21 protein-coding genes are annotated in these 21,339 nt (G+C 65.1%); 17 read left to right on the top strand and 4 right to left on the bottom strand.

Annotated features, from left to right (window positions below):
* Positions 1-15 precede the first annotated feature (15 nt).
* The 10 genes from AC1RWL_RS08445 (at position 16) to cueR (ending at position 10,716) form a co-directional block, all read left to right on the top strand.
* Positions 16-1,020, top strand: coding sequence for an ABC transporter permease (locus tag AC1RWL_RS08445; protein WP_439625185.1), 1,005 nt, complete (start codon positions 16-18; stop codon positions 1,018-1,020).
* 81 nt (positions 1,021-1,101) lie between these two features.
* Positions 1,102-2,088, top strand: coding sequence for a substrate-binding domain-containing protein (locus tag AC1RWL_RS08440; protein ID WP_493094249.1), 987 nt, complete (start codon positions 1,102-1,104; stop codon positions 2,086-2,088).
* Positions 2,089-2,147: 59 nt separating this feature from the next.
* Positions 2,148-2,921: an SDR family oxidoreductase gene (locus AC1RWL_RS08435; protein WP_493094248.1), complete on the top strand. Its 774-nt coding sequence runs from the start codon at positions 2,148-2,150 to the stop codon at positions 2,919-2,921.
* Positions 2,922-2,932: 11 nt separating this feature from the next.
* Positions 2,933-3,925: a dihydroxyacetone kinase subunit DhaK gene (locus AC1RWL_RS08430; RefSeq protein ID WP_493094247.1), complete on the top strand. Its 993-nt coding sequence runs from the start codon at positions 2,933-2,935 to the stop codon at positions 3,923-3,925.
* 14 nt (positions 3,926-3,939) lie between these two features.
* Positions 3,940-4,581, top strand: a complete 642-nt coding sequence (dhaL, locus tag AC1RWL_RS08425; RefSeq protein WP_493094246.1) for a dihydroxyacetone kinase subunit DhaL — start codon at positions 3,940-3,942, stop codon at positions 4,579-4,581.
* A 131-nt stretch (positions 4,582-4,712) separates the two neighbouring features.
* Positions 4,713-6,806 (top strand): bifunctional sugar-binding transcriptional regulator/dihydroxyacetone kinase subunit DhaK, encoded by a 2,094-nt coding sequence (locus tag AC1RWL_RS08420; RefSeq protein ID WP_439615877.1) that lies wholly within the window; start codon positions 4,713-4,715, stop codon positions 6,804-6,806.
* Positions 6,807-6,829: 23 nt separating this feature from the next.
* Positions 6,830-7,465: a dihydroxyacetone kinase subunit DhaL gene (gene dhaL, locus AC1RWL_RS08415; RefSeq protein ID WP_493094245.1), complete on the top strand. Its 636-nt coding sequence runs from the start codon at positions 6,830-6,832 to the stop codon at positions 7,463-7,465.
* Positions 7,466-7,538: 73 nt separating this feature from the next.
* Positions 7,539-7,745, top strand: coding sequence for a heavy-metal-associated domain-containing protein (locus AC1RWL_RS08410; protein WP_493094244.1), 207 nt, complete (start codon positions 7,539-7,541; stop codon positions 7,743-7,745).
* Positions 7,746-7,819: 74 nt separating this feature from the next.
* Positions 7,820-10,309 carry a heavy metal translocating P-type ATPase gene (locus AC1RWL_RS08405; protein WP_493094243.1) on the top strand — a complete coding sequence of 830 codons (2,490 nt, stop codon included), beginning with the start codon at positions 7,820-7,822 and terminating at the stop codon, positions 10,307-10,309.
* Positions 10,306-10,716 carry a Cu(I)-responsive transcriptional regulator gene (gene cueR, locus AC1RWL_RS08400; RefSeq protein ID WP_256116243.1) on the top strand — a complete coding sequence of 137 codons (411 nt, stop codon included), beginning with the start codon at positions 10,306-10,308 and terminating at the stop codon, positions 10,714-10,716. The genes AC1RWL_RS08405 and cueR overlap by 4 nt, the downstream gene beginning before the upstream one ends.
* Position 10,717: 1 nt before the next feature.
* Here the strand turns inward: cueR and AC1RWL_RS08395 are convergent, their stop codons facing one another.
* Complete coding sequence (locus AC1RWL_RS08395; RefSeq protein WP_493094242.1) at positions 10,718-11,110, bottom strand: YybH family protein; 393 nt, start codon at positions 11,108-11,110, stop codon at positions 10,718-10,720.
* Between the two features lie 16 nt (positions 11,111-11,126).
* A complete protein-coding gene (locus AC1RWL_RS08390; protein WP_439625207.1) occupies positions 11,127-11,753 on the bottom strand; it encodes a TetR/AcrR family transcriptional regulator in 627 nt (208 codons plus the stop codon).
* A gap of 166 nt (positions 11,754-11,919) precedes the next feature.
* Between AC1RWL_RS08390 and AC1RWL_RS08385 the strand changes: the two genes are divergently transcribed.
* The 7 genes from AC1RWL_RS08385 to AC1RWL_RS08355 all read left to right on the top strand — a co-directional run bounded on the left by AC1RWL_RS08385 (position 11,920) and on the right by AC1RWL_RS08355 (position 19,188).
* Complete coding sequence (locus AC1RWL_RS08385; RefSeq protein ID WP_493158315.1) at positions 11,920-12,960, top strand: ABC transporter substrate-binding protein; 1,041 nt, start codon at positions 11,920-11,922, stop codon at positions 12,958-12,960.
* 184 nt (positions 12,961-13,144) lie between these two features.
* A complete protein-coding gene (locus tag AC1RWL_RS08380; RefSeq protein ID WP_493094240.1) occupies positions 13,145-14,008 on the top strand; it encodes an ABC transporter permease in 864 nt (287 codons plus the stop codon).
* A gap of 1 nt (position 14,009) precedes the next feature.
* Positions 14,010-14,792 carry an ABC transporter permease gene (locus AC1RWL_RS08375; RefSeq protein WP_493094239.1) on the top strand — a complete coding sequence of 261 codons (783 nt, stop codon included), beginning with the start codon at positions 14,010-14,012 and terminating at the stop codon, positions 14,790-14,792.
* The gene (locus AC1RWL_RS08370; RefSeq protein ID WP_493094238.1) at positions 14,789-15,880 is read left to right on the top strand and encodes an ABC transporter ATP-binding protein; all 1,092 of its coding nucleotides are present in this window, start codon (positions 14,789-14,791) and stop codon (positions 15,878-15,880) included. Before AC1RWL_RS08375 ends, AC1RWL_RS08370 begins: the two co-directional genes overlap by 4 nt.
* Complete coding sequence (locus AC1RWL_RS08365) at positions 15,881-16,609, top strand: MBL fold metallo-hydrolase (RefSeq protein WP_493094237.1); 729 nt, start codon at positions 15,881-15,883, stop codon at positions 16,607-16,609.
* A 12-nt stretch (positions 16,610-16,621) separates the two neighbouring features.
* The gene (locus AC1RWL_RS08360) at positions 16,622-18,055 is read left to right on the top strand and encodes an aldehyde dehydrogenase family protein (RefSeq protein WP_493094236.1); all 1,434 of its coding nucleotides are present in this window, start codon (positions 16,622-16,624) and stop codon (positions 18,053-18,055) included.
* Positions 18,056-18,309: 254 nt separating this feature from the next.
* Positions 18,310-19,188, top strand: coding sequence for a DMT family transporter (locus AC1RWL_RS08355; RefSeq protein WP_493094235.1), 879 nt, complete (start codon positions 18,310-18,312; stop codon positions 19,186-19,188).
* Here the strand turns inward: AC1RWL_RS08355 and AC1RWL_RS08350 are convergent.
* Entirely contained in the window at positions 19,156-19,425 is a 270-nt protein-coding gene (locus tag AC1RWL_RS08350) for a hypothetical protein (protein ID WP_439625221.1), read from the bottom strand. The two genes, AC1RWL_RS08355 and AC1RWL_RS08350, sit on opposite strands and share 33 nt — an antisense overlap.
* A 75-nt stretch (positions 19,426-19,500) precedes the next feature.
* Positions 19,501-21,285 (bottom strand): IlvD/Edd family dehydratase, encoded by a 1,785-nt coding sequence (locus AC1RWL_RS08345; protein WP_493094234.1) that lies wholly within the window; start codon positions 21,283-21,285, stop codon positions 19,501-19,503.
* Positions 21,286-21,339 lie beyond the last annotated feature (54 nt).

Here is a 21,339-nt window from a genome sequence, read left to right as displayed (position 1 = left end):
CAAGAGGTGACACCCGTGTCCAGCATTGAGAACAAGTCGTCCAGCTCCTGGCTGAATTCTGATCGCCGCCGGCTGATCCTGCAGGAATACGGCATCTTCCTCGCCTTCCTGCTGCTCGTCGGCATCCTAGCGCTTTCGAACGAGTTCTTCCTGACGCCGGGCAACATTTCCAACGTGCTGCTGCAAACGTCGATCAACGGCGTGCTCGCCATCGGCATGACCTTCGTGATCCTGACGCGCGGCATCGACCTGTCGGTCGGCTCGGTCGTGGCGCTGGCCGGCATGGTGAGCGCCAGCTTCGTCACCAGTTCGGCGACGGCCGGCATCGCCGGGGCGCCCTACCCGATGGTGGTGGCGCTGGCGGCTGGCATCCTCGTCGGCGTCTGCTGCGGCGCGCTGGTCGGCTTCATCGTCTCGCGCTTTTCCGTGCCCGCCTTCGTGGCGACGCTCGGCATGCTCTCGGCTGCCCGCGGCGCCACCCTCATCTATGGCGGCGGCAAGCCGGTGCCGGCGCTGTCGCCAGACTTCCGCTGGATCGGCACCGGCAACATCCTCGGCATTCCGATGCCGGTCATCCTGCTCGGCATCGTCTTCGCCGTCTCCTGGTGGGTGCTGACCCGCACGCGCTTCGGCCGCTACATCTACGCCGTTGGCGGCAACCCGCATGCCGCCAAGACCTCCGGCCTCAACGTCACGCGCATCCGCTTCCTCGTCTATGTCATCTCGGGCGCGCTGTCCGGACTTGCCGGCATGATCCTCTCGGCGCGCACCGGCTCCGCCCTGCCGCAGGCCGGCATCGCCTACGAGCTTGATGCCATCGCGGCGGTCGTCATCGGCGGCACCTCGCTTTCAGGCGGCGTCGGCCGCGTGACGGGCACGCTGATCGGCGCCCTCATCATCGGCGTCATGAACAACGGTCTCGATCTGATGGGCATCCAATCTTACTACCAGCAGGTCCTCAAGGGCGCCCTCATCGTCGGCGCCGTCATGCTCGACCAGAAGCGAAACCAGGGCGGCTAGCCCCACAAATACGGGCGTTCCGCGCCCGTCGTCGAAACGGTTTGCCAGACGGCAGCCGGAATCTCAAAGGAGGAGAATGTCATGAAGAAACTGATGATTGCCCTTGCGTCCGCGACGGTGCTTTTCGCCTCGTCCGCGATCGCCCAGGAAAAGCTGAAGATCGGCGCGGCGCCCTACGGCCTCAACGCGGAATTCATGCAGATCTGGTCCGCTGCGCTGGAAGAACACCCGGCCGTGAAAAGCGGCGAAGTGGAACTCACCGTCTTCGACGGCCGCTATGATGCGCTGGTCCAGCAGGAACAGTTCAACACGATGATCACCCAGAAGTTCAACGCGATCATCTTCGTGCCGATCGACATCGAAGCCGGCGCCACCGCCGTGCAGGCGGCCTCCGATGCCGGCATTCCGGTCGTCGGCTCCAACACCCGCGTGAACTCCGACCTGCTGGCCGCCTATGTCGGCTCCGACGACACGATCTCCGGCTATATGGAAGCCAAGGCCGTGCTCGACAAGATCGGCTGCAAGGGCAACGTGGTCATCATCGAAGGCCCGATCGGCCAGTCGGCGCAGATCTCGCGCCTCGAAGGCAACCAGAAGGCGCTCGCCGAATGCCCGGACGTGAAGGTGCTGGAACAGCAGACGGCCAACTGGTCGCGCGCTGAAGCCCAGACGCTGATGGAGAACTGGCTGACCTCCCATTCGGGCCAGATCAACGGCGTCATCGGCCAGAATGACGAGATGGCGCTCGGCGCGGTCGAGGCGATCAAGTCCGCCGGCCTGAAGACGAGCGATTTCGCCATTGCCGGCATCGATGGCATCACGGATGCGCTGACCGCCGTCAAGGAAGGCACGATCACCTCCATCCTGCAGGATGCCCGCGCCCAGGCGCAGGGCGCTCTCGACCTCGCGATCCTTCATGCCAAGAAGGGCGACTACAAGCCGCAATCCGACATCTGGGCGCAGTATCCGGACATGCCGTTCAACGACGGCAAGGACAAGGAGTACAATGTTCCGTGGACGCCGGTCACGGCCGACAATGTCGATAAGCTCCTGGAAATGCGCAAGTAACACATGATCTGCGGGGCGGCCTTGCCGCCCCGTTTCTCCTGAACACGAAGGCTGGACCGATGACCGATACCCCTCCCAAGATCGACCTCAACTTCCCGCTCGACGGCAAGGTCGCGCTCGTCACCGGCGGCGCCTCCGGCATCGGCGCGGCCATCGCCTCGGCTTTTGCGTCGAAGGGCGCCAAGGTTGCCGTGCTCGATATCAATGCCGACATCGCCAAGGCGAAGGCGGAAGAGCTTGGCGGCGCAGCGCGGCCTTTCGTCTGCGACGTGGCGGATGCCGCTTCCGTCCAGAAAGCCGTGGACGATGTGGTCGCGGCCTTCGGCGGCATCGACATCGCGGTCAACAGCGCCGGCATCGTGGCGCTTGCGCCTGCGGAAGACCTGACGCTCGCCCAGTGGGACAAGACGATCGACATCAATTTGAAGGGCAGCTTCCTTGTCACGCAGGCGGTCGGCCGCCGCATGATCGCGGCCGGCAAGGGCGGCAAGATCGTCAACCTCGCCTCGCAGGCGGGCTCCGTCGCGATTGAGGAACACGTTGCCTATTGCGCCTCGAAATTCGGCGTCATCGGCATGTCGAAGACGTTCGCCGCCGAGTGGGGCAAACACGGCATCACCGTCAACACCATTTCGCCCACCATCGTGCTGACCGAGCTCGGCAAGAAGGCCTGGGCCGGCGAGAAGGGCGAGGCCGCCAAGAAGCGCATCCCGACCGGCCGCTTCGCCTTCCCGGAAGAGATCGCCGCCGCCGCCGTGTTCCTGGCCTCGCCGGGCGCCGACATGATCAACGGCGCCGATCTCGTCATCGACGGCGGCTACACCATTCTGTGAGAGGACTTACCATGCAGCGTTTCATCAACGATCCGGATCTGGTGGTCGAGGATACGGTAAAGGGTTTCGTCAAGGCCCATTCGGATATCGTGCGGCTGGCGGAAAACCCGCGCGTCGTGGTCGCAAAGGACGCCCCGTTTGCCGGCAAGGTGGGCGTGGTGACGGGCGGCGGCTCGGGCCATGAGCCGGCCTTCATCGGCTATACCGGCAAGAACATGCTCGACGCGGTCGCTGTCGGCGAACTGTTCTCCTCGCCCACGGCCAAGAGCTTTCACGATGCCATCCGTGCGGCCGATGGCGGCAAGGGCGTCGTCGTGCTCTACGGCAACTATGCCGGCGACAACATGAATGTGAAGATGGCGACGAAACTCGCTGCGAAGGACGGCATCGAGATCGCGACTGTCGTCGCCAATGACGACGTCTGCTCCGCGCCGCTCACCGAGCGCGAAAAACGCCGCGGCGTGGCCGGCGAAATCTTCATGTGGAAGATGGGGGGCGCGAAGGCCGCGACGGGCGCCAGCCTTGAGGAGGTGCGCGCCACCGCCCAGAAGGCGATCGACAATTGCCGCTCGATCGGTGTCGGCCTCGGCCCCTGCACGCTGCCGGCCGTCGGCCACCCGAATTTCCAGATCGAGCCCGGCACGATGGAGGTCGGCATCGGTCATCATGGCGAACCGGGCGTGCGCGTCGAAAAGCTGAAGACGGCGGAAGAAGTTGCGAAGGACATGGTGAAGATCGTGCTCGACGATCATGACCTGCCTGCCGGCACCGAGGTCGCCGTGCTCGTCTCGGGCCTCGGCGCCACGCCGCTCAACGAGCTCTACATCCTGAATGACACGATCGAGAGCGAGATTTCCGCCCGCGGGCTGAAAATCCACAAGACCTGGATCGGCAACTACTTCACCTCGCTGGAAATGGTCGGCGCGACGCTGACCGTGATGGCGCTCGACGACGACCTGAAAACGCTGCTCGATGTCGAGACGCGTTGCACGATGATCCTGTGACGGGAGGACACCTCATGCAAACCTTCGACAATGCATCCTCCGGCGCCATCGTGCTGTCCATGGCCGAACGGATTGTGGAAAACCGCGCCTATCTCAGCGAGATCGACGGCAAGATCGGCGACGGCGACCACGGCGTGAACATGGCCAAGGGTTTCGGCATGGCAGCCGAGCGGCTGAAGGGCAAGGACGTGGCGCTTGCCGAATCGCTCGATACGCTCGGCACCGTGCTGATGACGGAAATCGGCGGCTCGATGGGTCCGCTCTATGGCGTGATGTTCACGGAATTCGCCGAGACGATCCAGGGCACAGAAAAGATCGATGCGGCGACCTACAGCAAGATGCTGCATGCCGGCCTCGCCGGCATCCAGGCGATCGGCTCCGCCAAGGTCGGCGACAAGACATTGATCGACACCTTCGTGCCGGCCATCGAGGCCTTCGACAAGGCCACGGCTGAGGGCAAATCTTTTGGCGAGGCGCTGGAGGCCCTGGTCGTAGCAGCGGAAACCGGCCGCGACTCGACGATAAATCTGGTTGCCAAGATCGGCCGCGCCAGCCGCCTCGGCGAGCGTTCGCTTGGCGTGCTCGATGCGGGGGCCACCTCCTGCGCGATCATCCTCAAGGAATTGTCCGACGGCGCGCGCGCGCGTCTCGCCTGAGCAAAGGATCCTCCCAGGATGCGCGGCCCGTTTCCTCCCGGGCGGGCCGCGCGCCGCCTTTTTTCGATTCCGGTTGCAAACCGGCGGCGTTGCTCTCATGTTCGCCGCCAAAAGGGGGACCGGCGAAACCGATGGCATTGAAGACTTCCTCGCCGCGCAAGGGCGGCATCGGCCGGGTGAACGGGCCGGAAGGCGTGGATTCGATCCCGCTGCGCTACGGCGATGACCCCTATGTCTGGGCCTGCTGGCTCTATTATGAAGACGGTATGACACAGGGCGAGATCGCCGAGGCGATGGGCGTGTCGCGCGCCACCGTCAACAGCTACCTCGCCGACGCCCGCGAAAAGGGCATCGTCAACATCTCCATCGAGCCCGCCCGCCTCGCCTCCCTCACCATCGCGCAGGAACTCAAGCGCCATTTCGGGCTTTCGGATTGCCTCGTCGTGCCGAACGACGACGATTCGCGCCCGCTGATCGGCAGGCTGGGAGCGGCCGGCGCGCAGGCGCTCGCGAAGATGATCAAGTCCGGCGACACGCTCGCCGTCGCCTGGGGTCGCACGATCCTGTCGGTCGGCGAACATCTGGAAATGGGTCCATTGCAGGACGTCACCGTCGTTCAGGCGACGGGCGGTACGACCGCCAGCTTCGCCTATACGCCGGAACTGACCACGGCGGCCGTTGCCCGCGCTATCGCGGCGCGCTGCGTCAACATCACCGCCCCCGCCGTCGTCGCCTCGGGCGAAATGCACCGCATGCTGCTCGCCGAACCGCTGATCCGCGAACAGTTCGACACGCTCGCGCGCGCCAACCGCATCGTCTTCGGCATCTCGTCGCTGCGTCCCAATTCGACGATCCACACGAGCGGCTTCTTCGAATCCGTGCCCTTGCAGCACTATCTCGCCAAGGGCGCAGCCGGCGTTCTCGCCGGGCGTTTCATCGACGAACGCGGCCGCCCCGTCGCCGGCCCCCTCGATGATCGTACGATCGGTATTTCGCTGGAAATGCTGCGCGGCATCGGCACCCGCGTTGCCGTCGCCGGCGGCTTCGACAAGGTACCGGCCCTGCTTGCCGCACTGCGTGGCGGTTACGTCAACGTGCTGGTGACGGACGCCGCGACCGGCGCCGGCATCCTGCGTGCCGATGGCGTGACGAGCCTCGACGGAAAACTCTCGCAGCGCCAGAAGAGCGTGCCGGTCGCCAACAGCTACCGCAGCCACGTCAAGAAATTCCTCAACAATCCCAATGATGTGGTCGAGGAAATGCTGGACGGCCTGATCGCCGCCCACAAGCCCTATCTCGAGCCGGTCGCCGGCTCGCGCCGCGCGCTCGTCGCCCGCGATGGCCCGCGGCCGGGCAAGGTCGGCCTCGTCATCGGCGGCGGCGCGGGCCACGAACCCTGTTTCGTCGGCTATGTCGGCAAGGGACTGGCGGACGCGGTGGCGATCGGCAATATCTTCTCCTCCCCGCCGCCCGACCCGATCGTCAAATGCGCGGTCGCGGCCTCCGGTGGCGCCGGCGTGCTCTTCGTCTACGGCAATTATGCCGGCGACGTGATGAATTTCGAGATGGCCGCGGAGCTTGCCGAGGAACAGGGCATCCCGATCCGCACGGTTCTGACGACGGACGACATCGCCTCCTCGCCGGTCGAGGACAAGGAGGGGCGCCGCGGCGTCGCCGGCAATTTCTTCGTCTTCAAGGTGGCGGGTGCGGCCTGCGACCGTGGTTTGACGCTCGACGAATGCGAGGCCGTCACCCGCAAGGCAAACGACCGCACCTTCACGGTGGGCGTCGCGCTCGAATCCTGCTCCATGCCGCAGACTCGGCGGCACAATTTTGAGATCGGCCCGGACGACATGGAGCTCGGCATGGGCATCCATGGCGAGCCCGGCGTCTCGCGCGAGCGCATCCGCACCGCCGACGAGATTGTCGATACGATCATGGACAACATCTTCAAGGAGATGAAAGCCGAGCCCGGCGACCGCGTGGCGGTGCTGGTCAATTCCTTCGGCGCCACGCCGCTGATGGAACTCTACATCCTGTTCCGCCGGGTGGAGCAGCGGTTGTCGGCCAAGAACATCACGATCGAGGCGAGCTGGGTGGGGCACTATTGTACCTCGCTCGACATGGTCGGCGCCTCCATCTCGATCCTGCATCTCGACCGGCAGCTCACCGACCTCATGCACCATCCATGCCGGTCGTCGATTCTAACCGTCAACACGCCCTGAAATGCCTTAGTGTGGAGGAAGACATGTCGGAAAGCGCGGCGCGGGCTCTCGCCAGGATGTTCGGGCGCATGGCCGAGGCGATCGAGGCGGAGAAGGATCATCTTTCCGAGCTGGACGGCGCGATCGGCGACGGCGACCACGGCATCACCATGTCGCTCGGCTTCAAGGCGGTGAACAAGGCGCTCGCCGCGCTCGATCTCGACGCGGCGAGCCCGTCCGAGGTGATGCAGACAGCCGCGACCGGTTTCCTCGACGCCGTCGGCGCCTCCACTGGCCCGCTCTACGCCACCGGTTTGCGCCGCGCCGCACAAGCGCTCGCCGGCCGCAAGGAGCTCGACCTTGCCGCCTGCCGTGACATGCTGGCCGCCTTCTCCGAGGGCATCCGCGATCGCGGCAAGGCACAGCGCGGCGACAAGACCATGCTCGACGTCTGGCTGCCCGCGGCGGAGGCCGCCGCGACCGCGGTCGCCGATGGCCGGTCGAAACAGGATTTCTGGAAAGCGGTGACGACGGCCGCCGACAATGGCGCGGCCGCGACCGCCACCATGGTCGCCACCAAGGGCCGCGCCGCCCGCGTGCGCGAGCGCTCGCTCGGCCATCTCGATCCCGGTGCCGCCTCCGCGGCCGCCCTCGTGCGGGCCATGGCGGAAACGCTGTAGGCGTAAAACTTGGGGCTTGACCTTCCCATGGGGGAAGGCGGCATCCTGCTGGCCACACATCAGGAGACGTTCCATGAGCAACAGCACCACCCTCGCCTTCACCGTGCCGGACATGACCTGCGGCCATTGCGCAAAGACCATCACCGGCGCTGTTATCGCCGCCTATCCGGCCGCCAAGGTCGATATCGACCTCGCCACGAAGCGCGTTTCGATCGAAAATGCCGGTGATCGGGCCGCTGTCGCCTCCGTTATCGCGGCAGAAGGCTATTCGCCGGCCTGAGCGGCAAAAAGCCGCTTGACCTTGACATGATGGGAAGGTGCACGATCTATCCGACACAGGATGAAAGGTGCACCATGCTCACCACCACACCGCCGGCAGACCGCCAGACCGTAAAACTTTCCATCTCCGACATGACCTGCGCGTCCTGCGTGCGCCGCGTCGAGAAGGCCATCGAAACGGTGCCGGGTGTCGCCGGCGCTGCCGTCAATCTCGCGACGGAAAAAGCCGATGTGACCTTCGACGGCGCGCCCGACGTAGCGGCCGTGGCGGAAGCGGTGCGCAAGGCTGGCTACGGCGTCACGGAAGAGGTCATCGAGTTCCCCGTCGAGGGCATGACCTGTGCCTCCTGCATCGGCCGGGTCGAAAAGGCGCTGAAAGCCGTGCCGGGCGTGATCGAGGCGACCGCCAACCTCGCGCAGGAGCGCGCCCGCGTCCGCCTCGTCAAGGGTGCGGCGAGTTTCGAGGATCTTTCCGCCGCGATCGAACGCACGGGCTACAAGGCCATCCGTGAGACCGCCGCGACACCCGCCGAGGACGACCGCCGCGCCGCGGAAGCGAACATCCTGCGGCGCGATCTGGTGATCGCCGCGCTGCTGACGGCGCCGCTCTTTGTGATGGAAATGGGCGCGCATGCCTTCCCGTCCTTCGGCCATTACATTCACGAGACGCTCGGCATGCAGACGAGCCGGATCATCCAGTTCGTGCTGGCGACGCTGGCGCTGGCTGGTCCCGGCCTGCGCTTCTTCCGCAAGGGCATTCCGGCGCTCGCGCGGCTGGCGCCGGACATGAACTCTCTCGTCGTCATCGGCACGCTCGCCGCCTGGAGTTTCTCCACCGTCGCGACCTTCGCGCCGGGCCTGCTTCCGGGCGGCACCGCGAACGTCTATTTCGAGGCCGCCGCCGTCATCGTCACGCTCATCCTCGCTGGGCGCTACCTGGAGGCGCGCGCCAAGGGGCGCACCGGCGAGGCGATCCGCCATCTTGCCGGCCTGCGCGCCAAATCCGCCCGCGTGCTGCGCGATGGCAAAGCGGAGGATGTGGCTCTCGAAAGCGTCGTGCCGGGCGATATCGTGCTGGTGCGCCCGGGCGAAAAAGTGCCGGTCGATGGCGAGGTGACGGAGGGCAGCTCGTACATCGACGAGTCGATGATCACGGGTGAGCCGATGCCCGTCGCGCGCCAGGCCGGCGACCTCGTCACCGGCGGCACGGTCAACACGACCGGCTCGCTCACCTTCCGCGCCACCCGCGTCGGCGCAGACACGGTGCTCTCGCAGATCATCCGCATGGTGGAGGACGCACAGGCGGCAAAGCTGCCGATCCAGGCGCTGGTCGACCGCGTCACGCAATGGTTCGTGCCGGCCGTCATCGCCGTCGCCCTCGTGACCTTCGGCCTCTGGCTGGTGTTCGGCCCGAGCCCGGCGCTCGCCCATGCCCTGGTCAATGCCGTTGCCGTGCTCATCATCGCCTGCCCGTGCGCGATGGGGCTTGCGACGCCCACCTCCATCATCACCGGCACGGGCCGTGCGGCGGAGCTTGGCGTGCTCTTTCGCCAGGGCACCGCGCTTCAGACGCTGGAAGGCACCGACATCGTCGCCGTCGACAAGACCGGCACGCTGACGCTCGGCCATCCGACGCTGACGGAGATCGTGCCGGCAGAAGGGTTTTCGCGCGACGAGGTGCTGGCGCTGGTCGCTGCGGCGGAAGTGCATTCCGAGCACCCGATCGCCGCCGCCATCCATGAAGCGGCGGTCGCGGAGGGCATCGACCTTCCGGCGGCAACCGGCTTCGTGGCGAGCTCCGGCCAGGGCATTTCGGCAGAGGTTTCCGGCCGCAGGGTGGAGGCGGGTTCGGTCGGCTTCATGCAGGCGCGCGGCCTCGATGTCTCGCCCTTCGCAAGCCACGCAAACCGGCTCGCCGCCGAGGGTGCCTCGCCGCTCTATGCCGCCATCGACGGCCGGCTGGCGGCGCTCTTTGCCGTCACTGATCCGGTGAAGCCGACGACCAAGGAAGCGATTGCCGCGCTGAAGGCGCTCGGGATTGAAGTGGCGATGATCACCGGCGACAACCGCCGGACCGCCGAAGCCGTGGCGCAAAAGCTCGGCATCGACCGGGTGCTGGCGGAAGTGCTGCCGGACGGCAAGGTCGCGGCGGTGCGCCAGCTTTCGGCCGGCGGCGCGAAGAAGGTCGCCTTCGTCGGCGACGGTATCAACGACGCTCCGGCGCTTGCTGCGGCCGATACCGGCATCGCCATCGGCACGGGCACGGATGTCGCCATCGAAAGCGCCGACGTGGTGCTGATGGCGGGCGACATGCGCGGTGTCGCCGTCGGCATCGCGCTGTCGCGGGCGACGATGCGCAACATCCGCCAGAACCTGTTCTGGGCCTTCGGCTACAATGTCGCGCTGGTCCCGGTCGCTGCCGGCCTGCTCTATCCCACCTTTGGCATCCAGCTTTCACCGGCGCTCGCAGCCGGCGCCATGGCGCTTTCCAGCGTGTTCGTGGTGTCGAACGCGCTGCGGCTCAAGCGTTTTCGTCTTACATTTCGCAAGGGAGACCAGGCATGAATATCGGCGAAGCGGCGGAGGCGACGGGCGTCTCCGCCAAGATGATCCGGCACTACGAATCGATCGGCCTCATTCGTGAGGCCGGCCGCACCGGCGCTGGCTATCGCACCTATGGGCCGAAGGATCTCTCGACGCTCTCCTTCATCCGCCGGGCGCGTGACCTCGGCTTTTCCATCGCCCAGATCCGCGACCTGCTGGCGCTCTGGCAGGACCGCGCGCGCGCCTCCGGCGACGTGAAGCGCATTGCGAACCAGCATGTCGACGAGATGAAGGAAAAGATGCGCCTGCTGCAGGAGATGGTGCACACGCTGGAACACCTTTCCGCCCATTGCCATGGCGACGACCGGCCGGACTGTCCGATCCTCGAACAGTTGGCGAGCGGCAAGGCCGAGGAGGCGTGCTGCTAGATCAGGCGGCGGCCGAAAGGTGCTCGTGCACCGCGAGCCATCGGCCGGCGGCATCACGCGAAAAAACGATGGTCTCTCGCTCGTTGTTCGTCATGGTTTCGCCACCCACCGAAACGTCGGTCTCCACGGCATGTGTGAAGATCGCCACGTCGCCGACGAGCCGGACTTTCCGGTCCGTGGAACGGCAGCCCAGCACGCGAAAGCCGTCGCGCGTCTCCCACAGCGCCCACTCCGCTTCATAGGCGGCGCGGTCGTCGAGCGTGCGGTCGAGATTGTAGAAGAGGAAGGTCGCTTCCGGCGCGAAGGCGGCAAAATAGGCCGCGCGGTCATGCCGGGCGAAGGCGCTCACCAGGGTATCGGCGGCGGTGAGGACGGCGGTTTCCATATCGGTCATGGCATTTACCTGCGGCTCAGACGATCTTGATGCTGCTGATGAGGGCGGCGATGGGCTCGTGCTGGGCGTTCACGCGCGCCTTCAGCTCTTCGAGCGGCATGGCATCGACCTTGCAGAACTCGATGAACATCATGTTGAGATTGTTGAAGAAAACCTCGCCCATCGCCTTGGCGTCGACGCCGGCCTGGATCACGCCGCGCGCCTTCAGCGTCTCGACGAGCTGGACAACCTGGGCGCAGAGCTGTCCGTCCAGCTCGGTATAGCGCCGCGACAGCGGCGTTTCCGGCTGCTGGATGGAGATCGCCATGGCGGTGCGCCACATCTCCTTGGAGAGGTAATAGAGCGAGTGGTCGTAATATTGGTCGATCAGCGTGCGCAGCGCTTCCGCCACGTTGAGCGGCGGATTGGCGACGATGCGGGCGCCGCCCTCCAGCACTTCCGTCACTTCCATCGCGACGGTGGCGACGAGGATGTCGCCCTTGTTCTGGTAGTAGTTGTAAAGCGTGCCAACGGAAACCTCCGCCATCTCGGCAATGTCCTCGATGCGGGCGCTGTCATACCCCTGCTCGCGGAACAGCGTGGTCGCGGCTTCAAGGATGCGACGGGTCTTGTCCGCCTTCTGTTTTGCACGCAATCCAGCCATGGAATCCTCCGTTGGAATCTCCTCAAAAATGAGATTGACTTAAAAAATGAATTCGTTCAATCTTTTTCTCAAGGCACCGGAATGAGTGCCATTCGCCTGGGCCAAAAGCCTTCAGCCAGAGGGAAAGATGATGACGAAAACCGTTTCAAGCGGGTTCTCCCGCCGCATGCTTCTTGCCACCGCAGCCGTGTTCGTTCTCGCTCCTGCCGGCGCGCAGGCGCAGGATGAGCTGAACGCGCTCGTCTGGTGCGACCACACCGATCCGGCGCTGGTCGAGCCCTTCGAAAAGGCCAACAACGTCAAGGTCAACCTCAAGGAATATGAGGGCACGGGTGCCGCGATCTCGATCATCGAGCAGTCCCGCCCCGGTGACTGGGACGTGCTGGTGATCGACGCCGTCGACGTGCCGCGCGCCATCGACATGGATATTCTGGGCGAAATGCCGGCCGACAAGCTGCCGCTCGGTGATCTCTTCCCAGAAGTGCGCATGGAAGAGACGACGACCAAGGACGGCAAGGTCTACGCCGTCACCGAAAAATTCGGCTACAACACCATTTCCTTCGACAAGACGAAGGTCGATCCGGCCGACATGGACGATCTTTCCGTCATCTGGTCGGACAAGTACAAGGGCCGCATCGCGCTCTATGATTATTACCTGCCGATGGTCGGCCTCACGGGTGTCGGCATCGGCAAGAAAACCGCCGACCTCAAGCAGGAAGACCTGCCGGCGATCAAGGAAAAGCTCTTCGAGATGAAGAAGGTCGCCCGCCAGGTGAGCGACGTCGTCGCCTCGCAGACGGCGCTAGCGACCGGTGAAGTGGACATCGTCGTCGGTGGCGGCGAGTGGCTGACGGCCGGTCTTTCCGGCGAAAAGCCGAACCTCGACTGGACGATCCCCAAGCAGGGCGCGCTGCGCTGGGCGCAGTCGATCGGCGTCTTCAAGGACTCCGAGAAGCAGGATCTGGCGCTGAAATTCGTGCAGTACATCGTCAGCCCCGAGGGCCAGGCGCGGCTTGCTACCTCGTCCTGCTACTGGGCGATGCCAGCCAATGCCAAGGCGGGCGGGCACCTCACCGACCCGCAGAAGGCGGCGCTGCGCTGGGACAAGCAACCGGACTACCTGAAGAATTCGCAGCTCTACCCGGTCGCCGACGCCGACATGGATGCGGCGATGCAGGATGTCTGGACTGAGATGTTGCAGCAGTAAGGTTCGGGGGATGCGTGGATCCTCGGGTCAAGCCCGAGGATGACAGTGGGGAGGGTGTGAGCCTGCCCCATCGAACGGCGCTGCATGCTTTGTCGTCGCTTTAGTCGCCAAACCTCTATTCTTCCGTCATCCTCGGGCTTGACCCGAGGATCCACGCCCCGAGCACTGACGAGGACCAACCCCCATGACCGCCACTGCCTATGAGCGCGCGGAGCGCCGCAAGGCCTGGGCTTTTGCCCTGCCGGCCCTGCTCTGGACGGGGTTCTTCTTCCTCGTGCCCTTCGCCTATATGGCGGCGATCAGTTTCTGGACGCGGCAGGGGCGCGAGATCGTCGCTACGTGGACGCTCGACAACTATGTCGCCTTCTTCGAGAAGGCGCATCTCTTCAAGGGGCTCGTCGTCTCGCTGGAGATCACCGCGGCCGTCACCGTCATCTCCATCCTGCTTGCCTATCCGCTCGCCTGGATCATCGCCGAGCGCGTGCCGAAGAAGTGGCAGCGTTTTGCCCTCATCATGGCGATCCTGCCCTTCTGGACGTCCTATGTCGTGCGCTCCTATTCCTGGCTGCTGGTGCTCTCCAAGGGCGGCGTCGTCAACCAGGCGCTGCTCTGGCTCGGCGTCATCGCCGAACCGCTGGAGCTATCCGCCAACCGCACCGGCACGATCATCGGCTTCGTGCACTTCTTCGTCATGCTGCTGACGCTGACGATCTACGCCAACCTCATTCAGCTTTCGCCGAACTACCGCCGTGCCGCGGCCGACCTCGGCGCGAACGCCTTCCAGACCTTCTGGCACGTCGTGCTGCCGCTGACGCTGCCCGGCATCATGGTCGGGGCGTTTCTCACCTTCGTGCTGTGCATCGGCGACTACATCACGCCGCAGATTCTCGGCGGCAACAACGAGCTGGTTCTGCCGCAGGTCATCATGCTGCAACTCGGAAGGCGGGCGGATTTCCCGATGGCGGCCGCGCTCTCGCTGGTTCTGATGGTCGTCGTGACCATCGCCTATATCGCCTGCGCCCGCTGGCTGAAGATGGAGAGGACGTAACATGCGCCACCTCACCACCGCCCTTGCCGCGCTCTATGCCGGCCTCATCTACCTCTTCATCTTCCTGCCGGTCGTCGTGCTGGTGCTCTTCTCCTTCCAGGATGGCACGCTGCCCGTGCCGCCGCTGAACGGGCTCACGCTGCGCTGGTACGAGGCGATCTTTTCCGACGGCAAGCTGATGGCCGCGCTCGGCAACTCGCTGATCGTCGCGGTTGCCTCCTCAGCGGTCGCTTGCGTGCTCGGCTTCCTCGCGGCCTATGCCTTCGCGCGCTACACGCTGCCCGCCTCCGGTCTCCTGCGCGGCCTCATCGTTGCACCGATGACGGTGAGCACGCTGATCATCGGCCTCGGCCTGCTCTCCGTGCTGAACCTTACCGGGCTCCGGCTCTCGCTCGTCACCGTCGGTATCGGCCATGTGGTGATCAACCTGCCGCTGTGCTTTGCGATCATCTATGCCTCGATGGGTGGGCATCAGGTGAATATCGAGCGGGCGGCGCGCGATCTCGGCGCGAAGGACTGGCAGGTCATGCTGCTGATCACCGCACCCATGCTGCTGCCGTCGATCCTCGCCGCCTTCTTCCTCTCCGTCACCTTCAGCTGGGACGAGTTCATCGTCGCCTTCCTGCTGTCGCGCTTCGACGTGACGCTGCCCGTCGAGATCTGGAGCATGCTGCGCTCCGGCCTCGACCCGAGGACCAACGCCATCGGCAGCGTCGTCTTCCTCGTCTCGGTCGCGTTCCTCGTCGTCATGGAACTCACCGTCTTCAGAAAGAAAGCCTCATGACCGCCGACGTTTCCATTCGCAACGCCACCAAGGTCTTCGGCGCCTTCCGGGCACTCGACGACGTGTCGCTCGATATCGCCGCCGGCGAGTTCATCGTGCTGCTCGGCCCGTCGGGCTGCGGCAAGACGACCCTGCTCTCTATCCTCGGCGGCTTTATCGAGCCGACTTCCGGCACGGTTTCGATCGGCGGGCGCGACATGACCCATGTCTCGCCGGCAAAGCGCCCGACCACCACCATGTTCCAGGACTACGCGCTCTTCCCGCATATGTGCCTGCGCGACAATGTCGGTTTCGGCCTGCGCATGCGCGGCATGGGCAAGGCGGAGCGCTACAAGAAGGCGTTCTCCCTGCTCGATCTAGTCGGGCTCAGGGCGTCCTCCGCCAAGAAGCCGCACGAGCTTTCCGGCGGCCAGCGGCAGCGCGTGGCGCTCGCCCGCGCGCTGGCGGTCGATCCGGACGTGCTGCTGCTCGACGAGCCGCTTGGCGCGCTCGACTTGAAACTGCGCCGCCAGATGCAGGATGAATTGAAGGCGATCCAGAAGCGTGTCGGCACCACCTTCGTGCATGTAACGCACGACCAGGAGGAGGCAATGGCGATTGCCGACCGCATCGTCGTGATGAACAAGGGCCGCATCGAGGATGTCGGCACGCCGGCCTCGATCTACATGCGTCCGCGCTCGCTGTTTTCCGCCGGCTTCATGGGCGAGGCGAATTTTTTGCCGGCAAAGGTGCGCGGCACGGCGGCAAACGAGGCGGAAGTGGAAACCGCCCTTGGCCGCGTTGCCCTGCCTGCCTCCGCCTTCGTGTCCGGCCTTCCGGCGGCGGGCCGCGATGTCACGCTCTGCATCCGCCCGGAGCATTTTCGGAGCGGGAACACGGATGTGCCGACCGTCTCGCTCGGCCGCGGCCGCATCACCGGCAGCGCCTTCTTCGGCACGCACCACCGCTGCCACGTCGCGGCCGAGGGCACGTCCTTGACCGCCCATCTTCCCCAGACCGACAATCCGCAAGTTGGTGCCGAGCTTGACCTTCGGCTAAAGGCGGATAGCATCGTCGTGCTTCAGGACGGAGCGGGAGTCGTAGAATAAATGCAGCGCATCCGCCCGGAGGATTGGTACAGCGTTCGTCGCCTCGACGACGATGTGACCTATATTTCCGAGCCTTACATCCAGGAATTCTACCGCTGCAACATCTGGCACATACGCGGGCGCGACCGCGACATGCTGGTGGATAGCGGCATGGGCGTCGTTTCGCTGCGCGAATGGGTGCCCGTCGTCACGGAGCGCGAGCTGATCGCGGTGGCGAGCCACACCCATTTCGACCATATCGGCTGCCATCACGAATTCGAGTGCCGCGCCGTGCATTCCGCCGAGGCGGATCTGCTCGCCAATCCGACGCGGGAAAACACGCTCGCCGACCCCTATGTTACCGACGACATCTTCGACGCGCTGCCGCCCGAACCCTATTGCTCGAAATGTTACGCGGTGAAGCGGGCGCCCGCGACGCGCATCCTTGAGGACGGCGACGTCATCGACCTCGGCGACCGGCAGTTCGAGGTCATCCACACGCCGGGACACTCCCCGGGGGGTATTGCGCTCCACGAAAAGGCAACCGAAATTCTCTTCTCGGGCGACATCGTCTACGATGGCCCGCTGATCGAGGACACCTACCATTCCGACTTGGGGGATTACATCGCCTCGATGGAACGGCTCCTGACCCTGCCCGTGCGGCTGGTGCATGGCGGCCATTTTCCAAGTTTCGGCGGAGACCGCTACCGCCAGCTCATCAAGGGCTGGCTTGATGAAAAACAGAAGTGACGGGAGAAAAACATGCTCGACAAGCGCAAATTCTACATCGACGGCCAGTGGGTCGATCCGCTGAAGCCCAACGACCTTTCGGTGATCAACCCGGCAACGGAAAAGCCGATTGCGGTCATCTCCATGGGCACCGCCGCCGATATCGACCGCGCCGTCGCTGCCGCCAAGAAGGCCTTTGCGACCTATAGCCAGACCAGCGCCGAAGAGCGCCTGGCGCTGCTCGAAAAGCTGCTCGACATCTACAAGCGCCGCTATGAGGAGATGGCCCGCACCATCACGCTCGAACTCGGCGCGCCGATCACCATGAGCACCGAGCAGCAGGCGGATGTCGGCGTCGGTCACCTCCAGGGCTTCATCGAAGGCCTGAAGCGCCTGAAGGGCCGCGAAGTGCTGCCGAACGGCGACGTCGTGCGCCGCGAGCCGATCGGCGTCTGCGGCCTCATCACGCCGTGGAACTGGCCGATAAACCAGATCGCGCTGAAGGTCGTCCCGGCGCTCGCGACCGGTAGCACCTGCGTGCTGAAGCCATCCGAGTTCACGCCGCTCAACGCCCTGCTCTATGCGGAAATGGTGCATGAGGCCGGCTTCCCTGCGGGCACGTTCAACCTCGTCAACGGCGATGGCCTCGAATGCGGTGCGGCGCTTTCCAAGCACAAGGACGTCGATATGATGTCCTTCACGGGCTCCACCCGCGCCGGCATCGCCGTCAGCAAGGATGCGGCCGAGACGGTCAAGCGTGTCACGCTGGAACTCGGCGGCAAGTCGCCGAACATCGTCTTCGCCGATGCGGATCTCGAAGACCGCGTCGCCGGCAGCGTGCGGGAATGCTTCAACAATTCCGGCCAGTCCTGCGACGCGCCGACCCGCATGCTCGTCGAACGTTCGGTCTATGACAAGGTGGTCGAGATCGCCGAGCGCACCGGCAAGGAAGCCAAGGTCGGCAACCCGGAAGAGGAAGGCGTCCACATCGGTCCGCTCGTCTCGCACATCCAGTTCGGCCGCGTGCAGGCGCTGATCGAGGCGGGTGTCGCGGAAGGCGCGCGCGTTCTGGTCGGCGGCCCCGGCAAGCCGGAGGGTTTCGAGACCGGCTATTTCGTCAAGCCGACGATCTTTGCCGACGTCAACAACGACATGCGCATCGCGCGTGAGGAAGTGTTCGGCCCGGTGCTCTCGATCATCCCCTTCGACACCGAAGAGGAAGCGATCGCGATTGCCAACGACACCGCTTACGGCCTTGCAGCCTACCTCCAAACCGGCAATCCGGACCGCGCCGAGCGCGTCGCCGCCCGGCTTCGCGCCGGCATGGTGCACATCAACGGCGGCCCGCACCGCTACGGCAGCCCCTTCGGCGGCTACAAGCAGTCCGGCAACGGCCGCGAGGGCGGCATCTTCGGCCTTGAGGATTTTCTTGAGGTGAAGACGGTTCACCGGCCGGATGCGGCTTGAGGCAGCCTGGCGACAACCCCTCCTCCGTCATGCTCGGGCTTGACCCGAGCATCCATGCCTCACCCGCGGCATGGGTCCTCGGCTCAAGGCCGAGGATGACGTGGAGAGGGGGCGAGGTTTGCTGAACAACATGGGCGGCGCTCGAAAGGGCGCCGTCATGGATGCAAAGTTTTCCGCTAAATTAGCGGCGCCCGTCTGGTTCAACCCGGTGCAGTCTGATAGCTCGCTGGCATCCTGATGCCCGGACCGCTGCCTTGTTCCCGATTGCCGTTTCCACCCATCGCCGCCTTGCGCTCGCAGCCCTTCTGATCGGGGGCGCGGCCATCGGCGGCTCGCCGATTTTCGTCCGCCTGTCGGAAGTGGGGCCGTTGGCAACGGCGTTCTGGCGGGTCTCTCTGGCGCTGCTGCCGTTCTTCCTGATATCGCGCGTTGCCAGGGAAGCGGATGAAGAGCCGGCCGGACTGCGCGACTATGTCGTGCTTCTGCTGCCCGGCATCTTCCTGGCCATCGATCTCGTCGCCTGGCACCTGTCGCTGCACATGACCTCCGTCGCCAATGCGACGCTGCTGGCCAATCTGGCACCCGTTTTCGTGACGCTCGGCTCCTGGCTGATTTTTCGCACGCGCATTACGCCGATCTTCCTGGCGGGGCTTGCGCTGGCACTGGTCGGCGTCATCGTGCTGAAGGGTGGGCCGGCGGCAATTGGCGGCGGGCAGCTTGCGGGCGATGCGACCGCCATCGTCGCCGCCATCTTCTATGCCTGCTACATGCTGGCGCTCGGCCATGTTCGCTCGCGTTTCTCGACGCTGCGCATCATGGTCTGGACGACGTTTTCGGCCGCCGTCTGCATGTTGCCGATCGCCTTCTTCTTCGAGGGCGGCATGTTGCCCATCACCCTCTTCGGCTGGGCGATGGTTGTCGGCCTCGCCTTCATCAGCCATGTCGGCGGCCAGGGTCTCGTGACCTATGCGCTCGCCTACCTGCCGACGGCCTTCTCGTCGCTGACCTTGCTCTTGCAGCCCGTGGTCGCCGCCATCCTCGCATGGATACTGCTTGCCGAACCGGTGGGCGTGATGCAGGCGGTGGGCGGCGTCATCGTGCTAGCCGGGATTCTGGTCGCCCGGCGGGGTTGAGGCCTGGGCTTCGGCCTGCTTTGCCTGCATGACCGCCCTTATGCCGGAAAAAAGGATCAGGCCGTTGATGGCGATCCCGAACAGGAAGCGGCCCGGCGCGAGGCCGAAGCTCAACGGTGCGTCTGGATTGTAGCCGAGGCTCGCAAGACCGCCCATATCGTTCATCAGCAGGCCGGAGGCCAGCCACCAGGCGCCGGCGACGATCATCACCCAGCCCCACACCTTGCCGTTCTTCATGCTGCACCTCCGTTGACATGGCCATGCTCCTGCGAAGAAGACGGCTGGATGCCGCGCAATATTCCGCCGGGCTGATCAGTGGTTGTGCCGCGGCGGCGCTCTGGCGATTTCGCGGAAATCGGCGGCCCCTTCGATGACCGCGCCGTCCGAAAGTTGCGTCACCGTCTTGCGGTAGAGCCGTTGCCACGGCGTCGCGTCCGCCGGCACCGGCGGAATGCCGTCGCCCTTGCGGCGTTCGATTTCCGACGTCTCCACCAGCATGTCGCACCGCCCGTTTTCGAGGTCGATGCGGATCACATCGCCGGTGCGAAGCCACGCAAGCCCGCCGCCGGCGGCACTTTCCGGCGAGGCGTTGAGGATCGACGGGCTGTCGGCGGTGCCGGACTGGCGCCCGTCGCCGATGGTCGGCAGGCTGGTGATGCCGCGTTTCAAGAGATGATCCGGCGGCTGCATGTTGACGACCTCCGCCGAGCCCGGCCAGCCGAGCGGCCCCGCACCGCGGATGACGAGGATGGTGCGCTCGTCGATGCCGAGCGCTGGATCGTTGATGCGCCTGTGGTAATCCTCCGAGCCATCGAAGACGACGGCCTTGCCCTCGAACGTGCCTTCCCGGCCCGGCTCGCTCAGATAACGCGCGCGAAACTCCGGCGAGATCACCGAGGTCTTCATGATGGCAAAATCGAACAGATTGCCCTTGAGAACGAGGAAGCCCGCCCGCTCCTTGAGCGGTTCGGCATAGGGCCGGATGACCTCGCGGTCGCTTGCCGCACGCCCTTCCAGATTTTCCGCAACAGTGCGCCCCGTCACGGTCGGACAGCCTCCATGAAGCTTTCCGGCATCCAGCAACTCGCTCATGATCGCTGGCACGCCGCCGGCGCGGTGAAAACGCTCGCCGAGGAAACGCCCGGCCGGCTGCACATCGGCGAGCAGCGGAATGTCGTAGCCGTGCACCTGCCAGTCCTCCGGCTTCAGCTCGACGCCTGCATGTTTCGCCATCGCCATCAGATGCGGCTGCGCGTTGGTCGAGCCGCCAATTGCCGAGTTCACGCGGATCGCATTGAGGAAGGCTTCGCGCGAGAGAATGTGCGAGGGGCGGATATCCTCCAGCACGAGCTCCACCGCACGACGGCCGGTGCGATAGGCCATCTGGCCGCGCTCGCGATAGGCGGCCGGGATGGCGGCGCAACCCGTCAGGGACATGCCGAGCGCTTCGGCCAGCGCATTCATCGTCGAGGCGGTGCCCATCGTGTTGCAATGGCCGATGGAGGGCGCGGAATCCATTGCCGCCTGCAAGAACTCCTCCTCATCCATCGTGCCGGCCGCAAGCTTGCGGCGCGAGCGCCAGATGACGGTGCCGGAGCCGGCGAGGTCGCCTTCGTGCCAGCCATCGAGCATCGGCCCGCCGGAGAGCACGATCGCCGGAATATCGACCGTCGAGGCCGCCATCAGAGCAGACGGCGTGGTCTTGTCGCAGCCGGTGGTCAGCACGACGCCGTCGAGCGGATAGCCGTAGAGAATCTCGACGAGGCCGAGATAGGCGAGGTTGCGGTCGAGCGCCGCGGTCGGCCGCTTGCAATTCTCGAAAATCGGATGCGTCGGGAATTCGATGGGGATGCCGCCGGCATCGCGGATACCGTCGCGCACCCGCTTGGCGAGGTCGACGTGATGGCGGTTGCACGGCGTCAGGTCGCTGCCGCTCTGCGCGATGCCGATCACCGGCTTGCCGGAGCGCAGTTCCTCCGGCGTGATGCCGTAGTTCATGAAGCGTTCGAGATAGATCGCCGCCATGTCGATATGGTCGCGGTTGTCGAACCAGTCCTGCGATCGCAGCCGGCACTTGCCTGTCTTTTCGTCCGTCATGAAATGACCCTTGTAAACAATATCCACCCGCACTGTTCCATCCCTCTCGTTCGG

The sequence above is a fragment of the Shinella sp. GW821-FHT10F02 genome (assembly GCF_058809275.1).
This window is presented reverse-complemented; position numbering and strand designations above follow the sequence as displayed.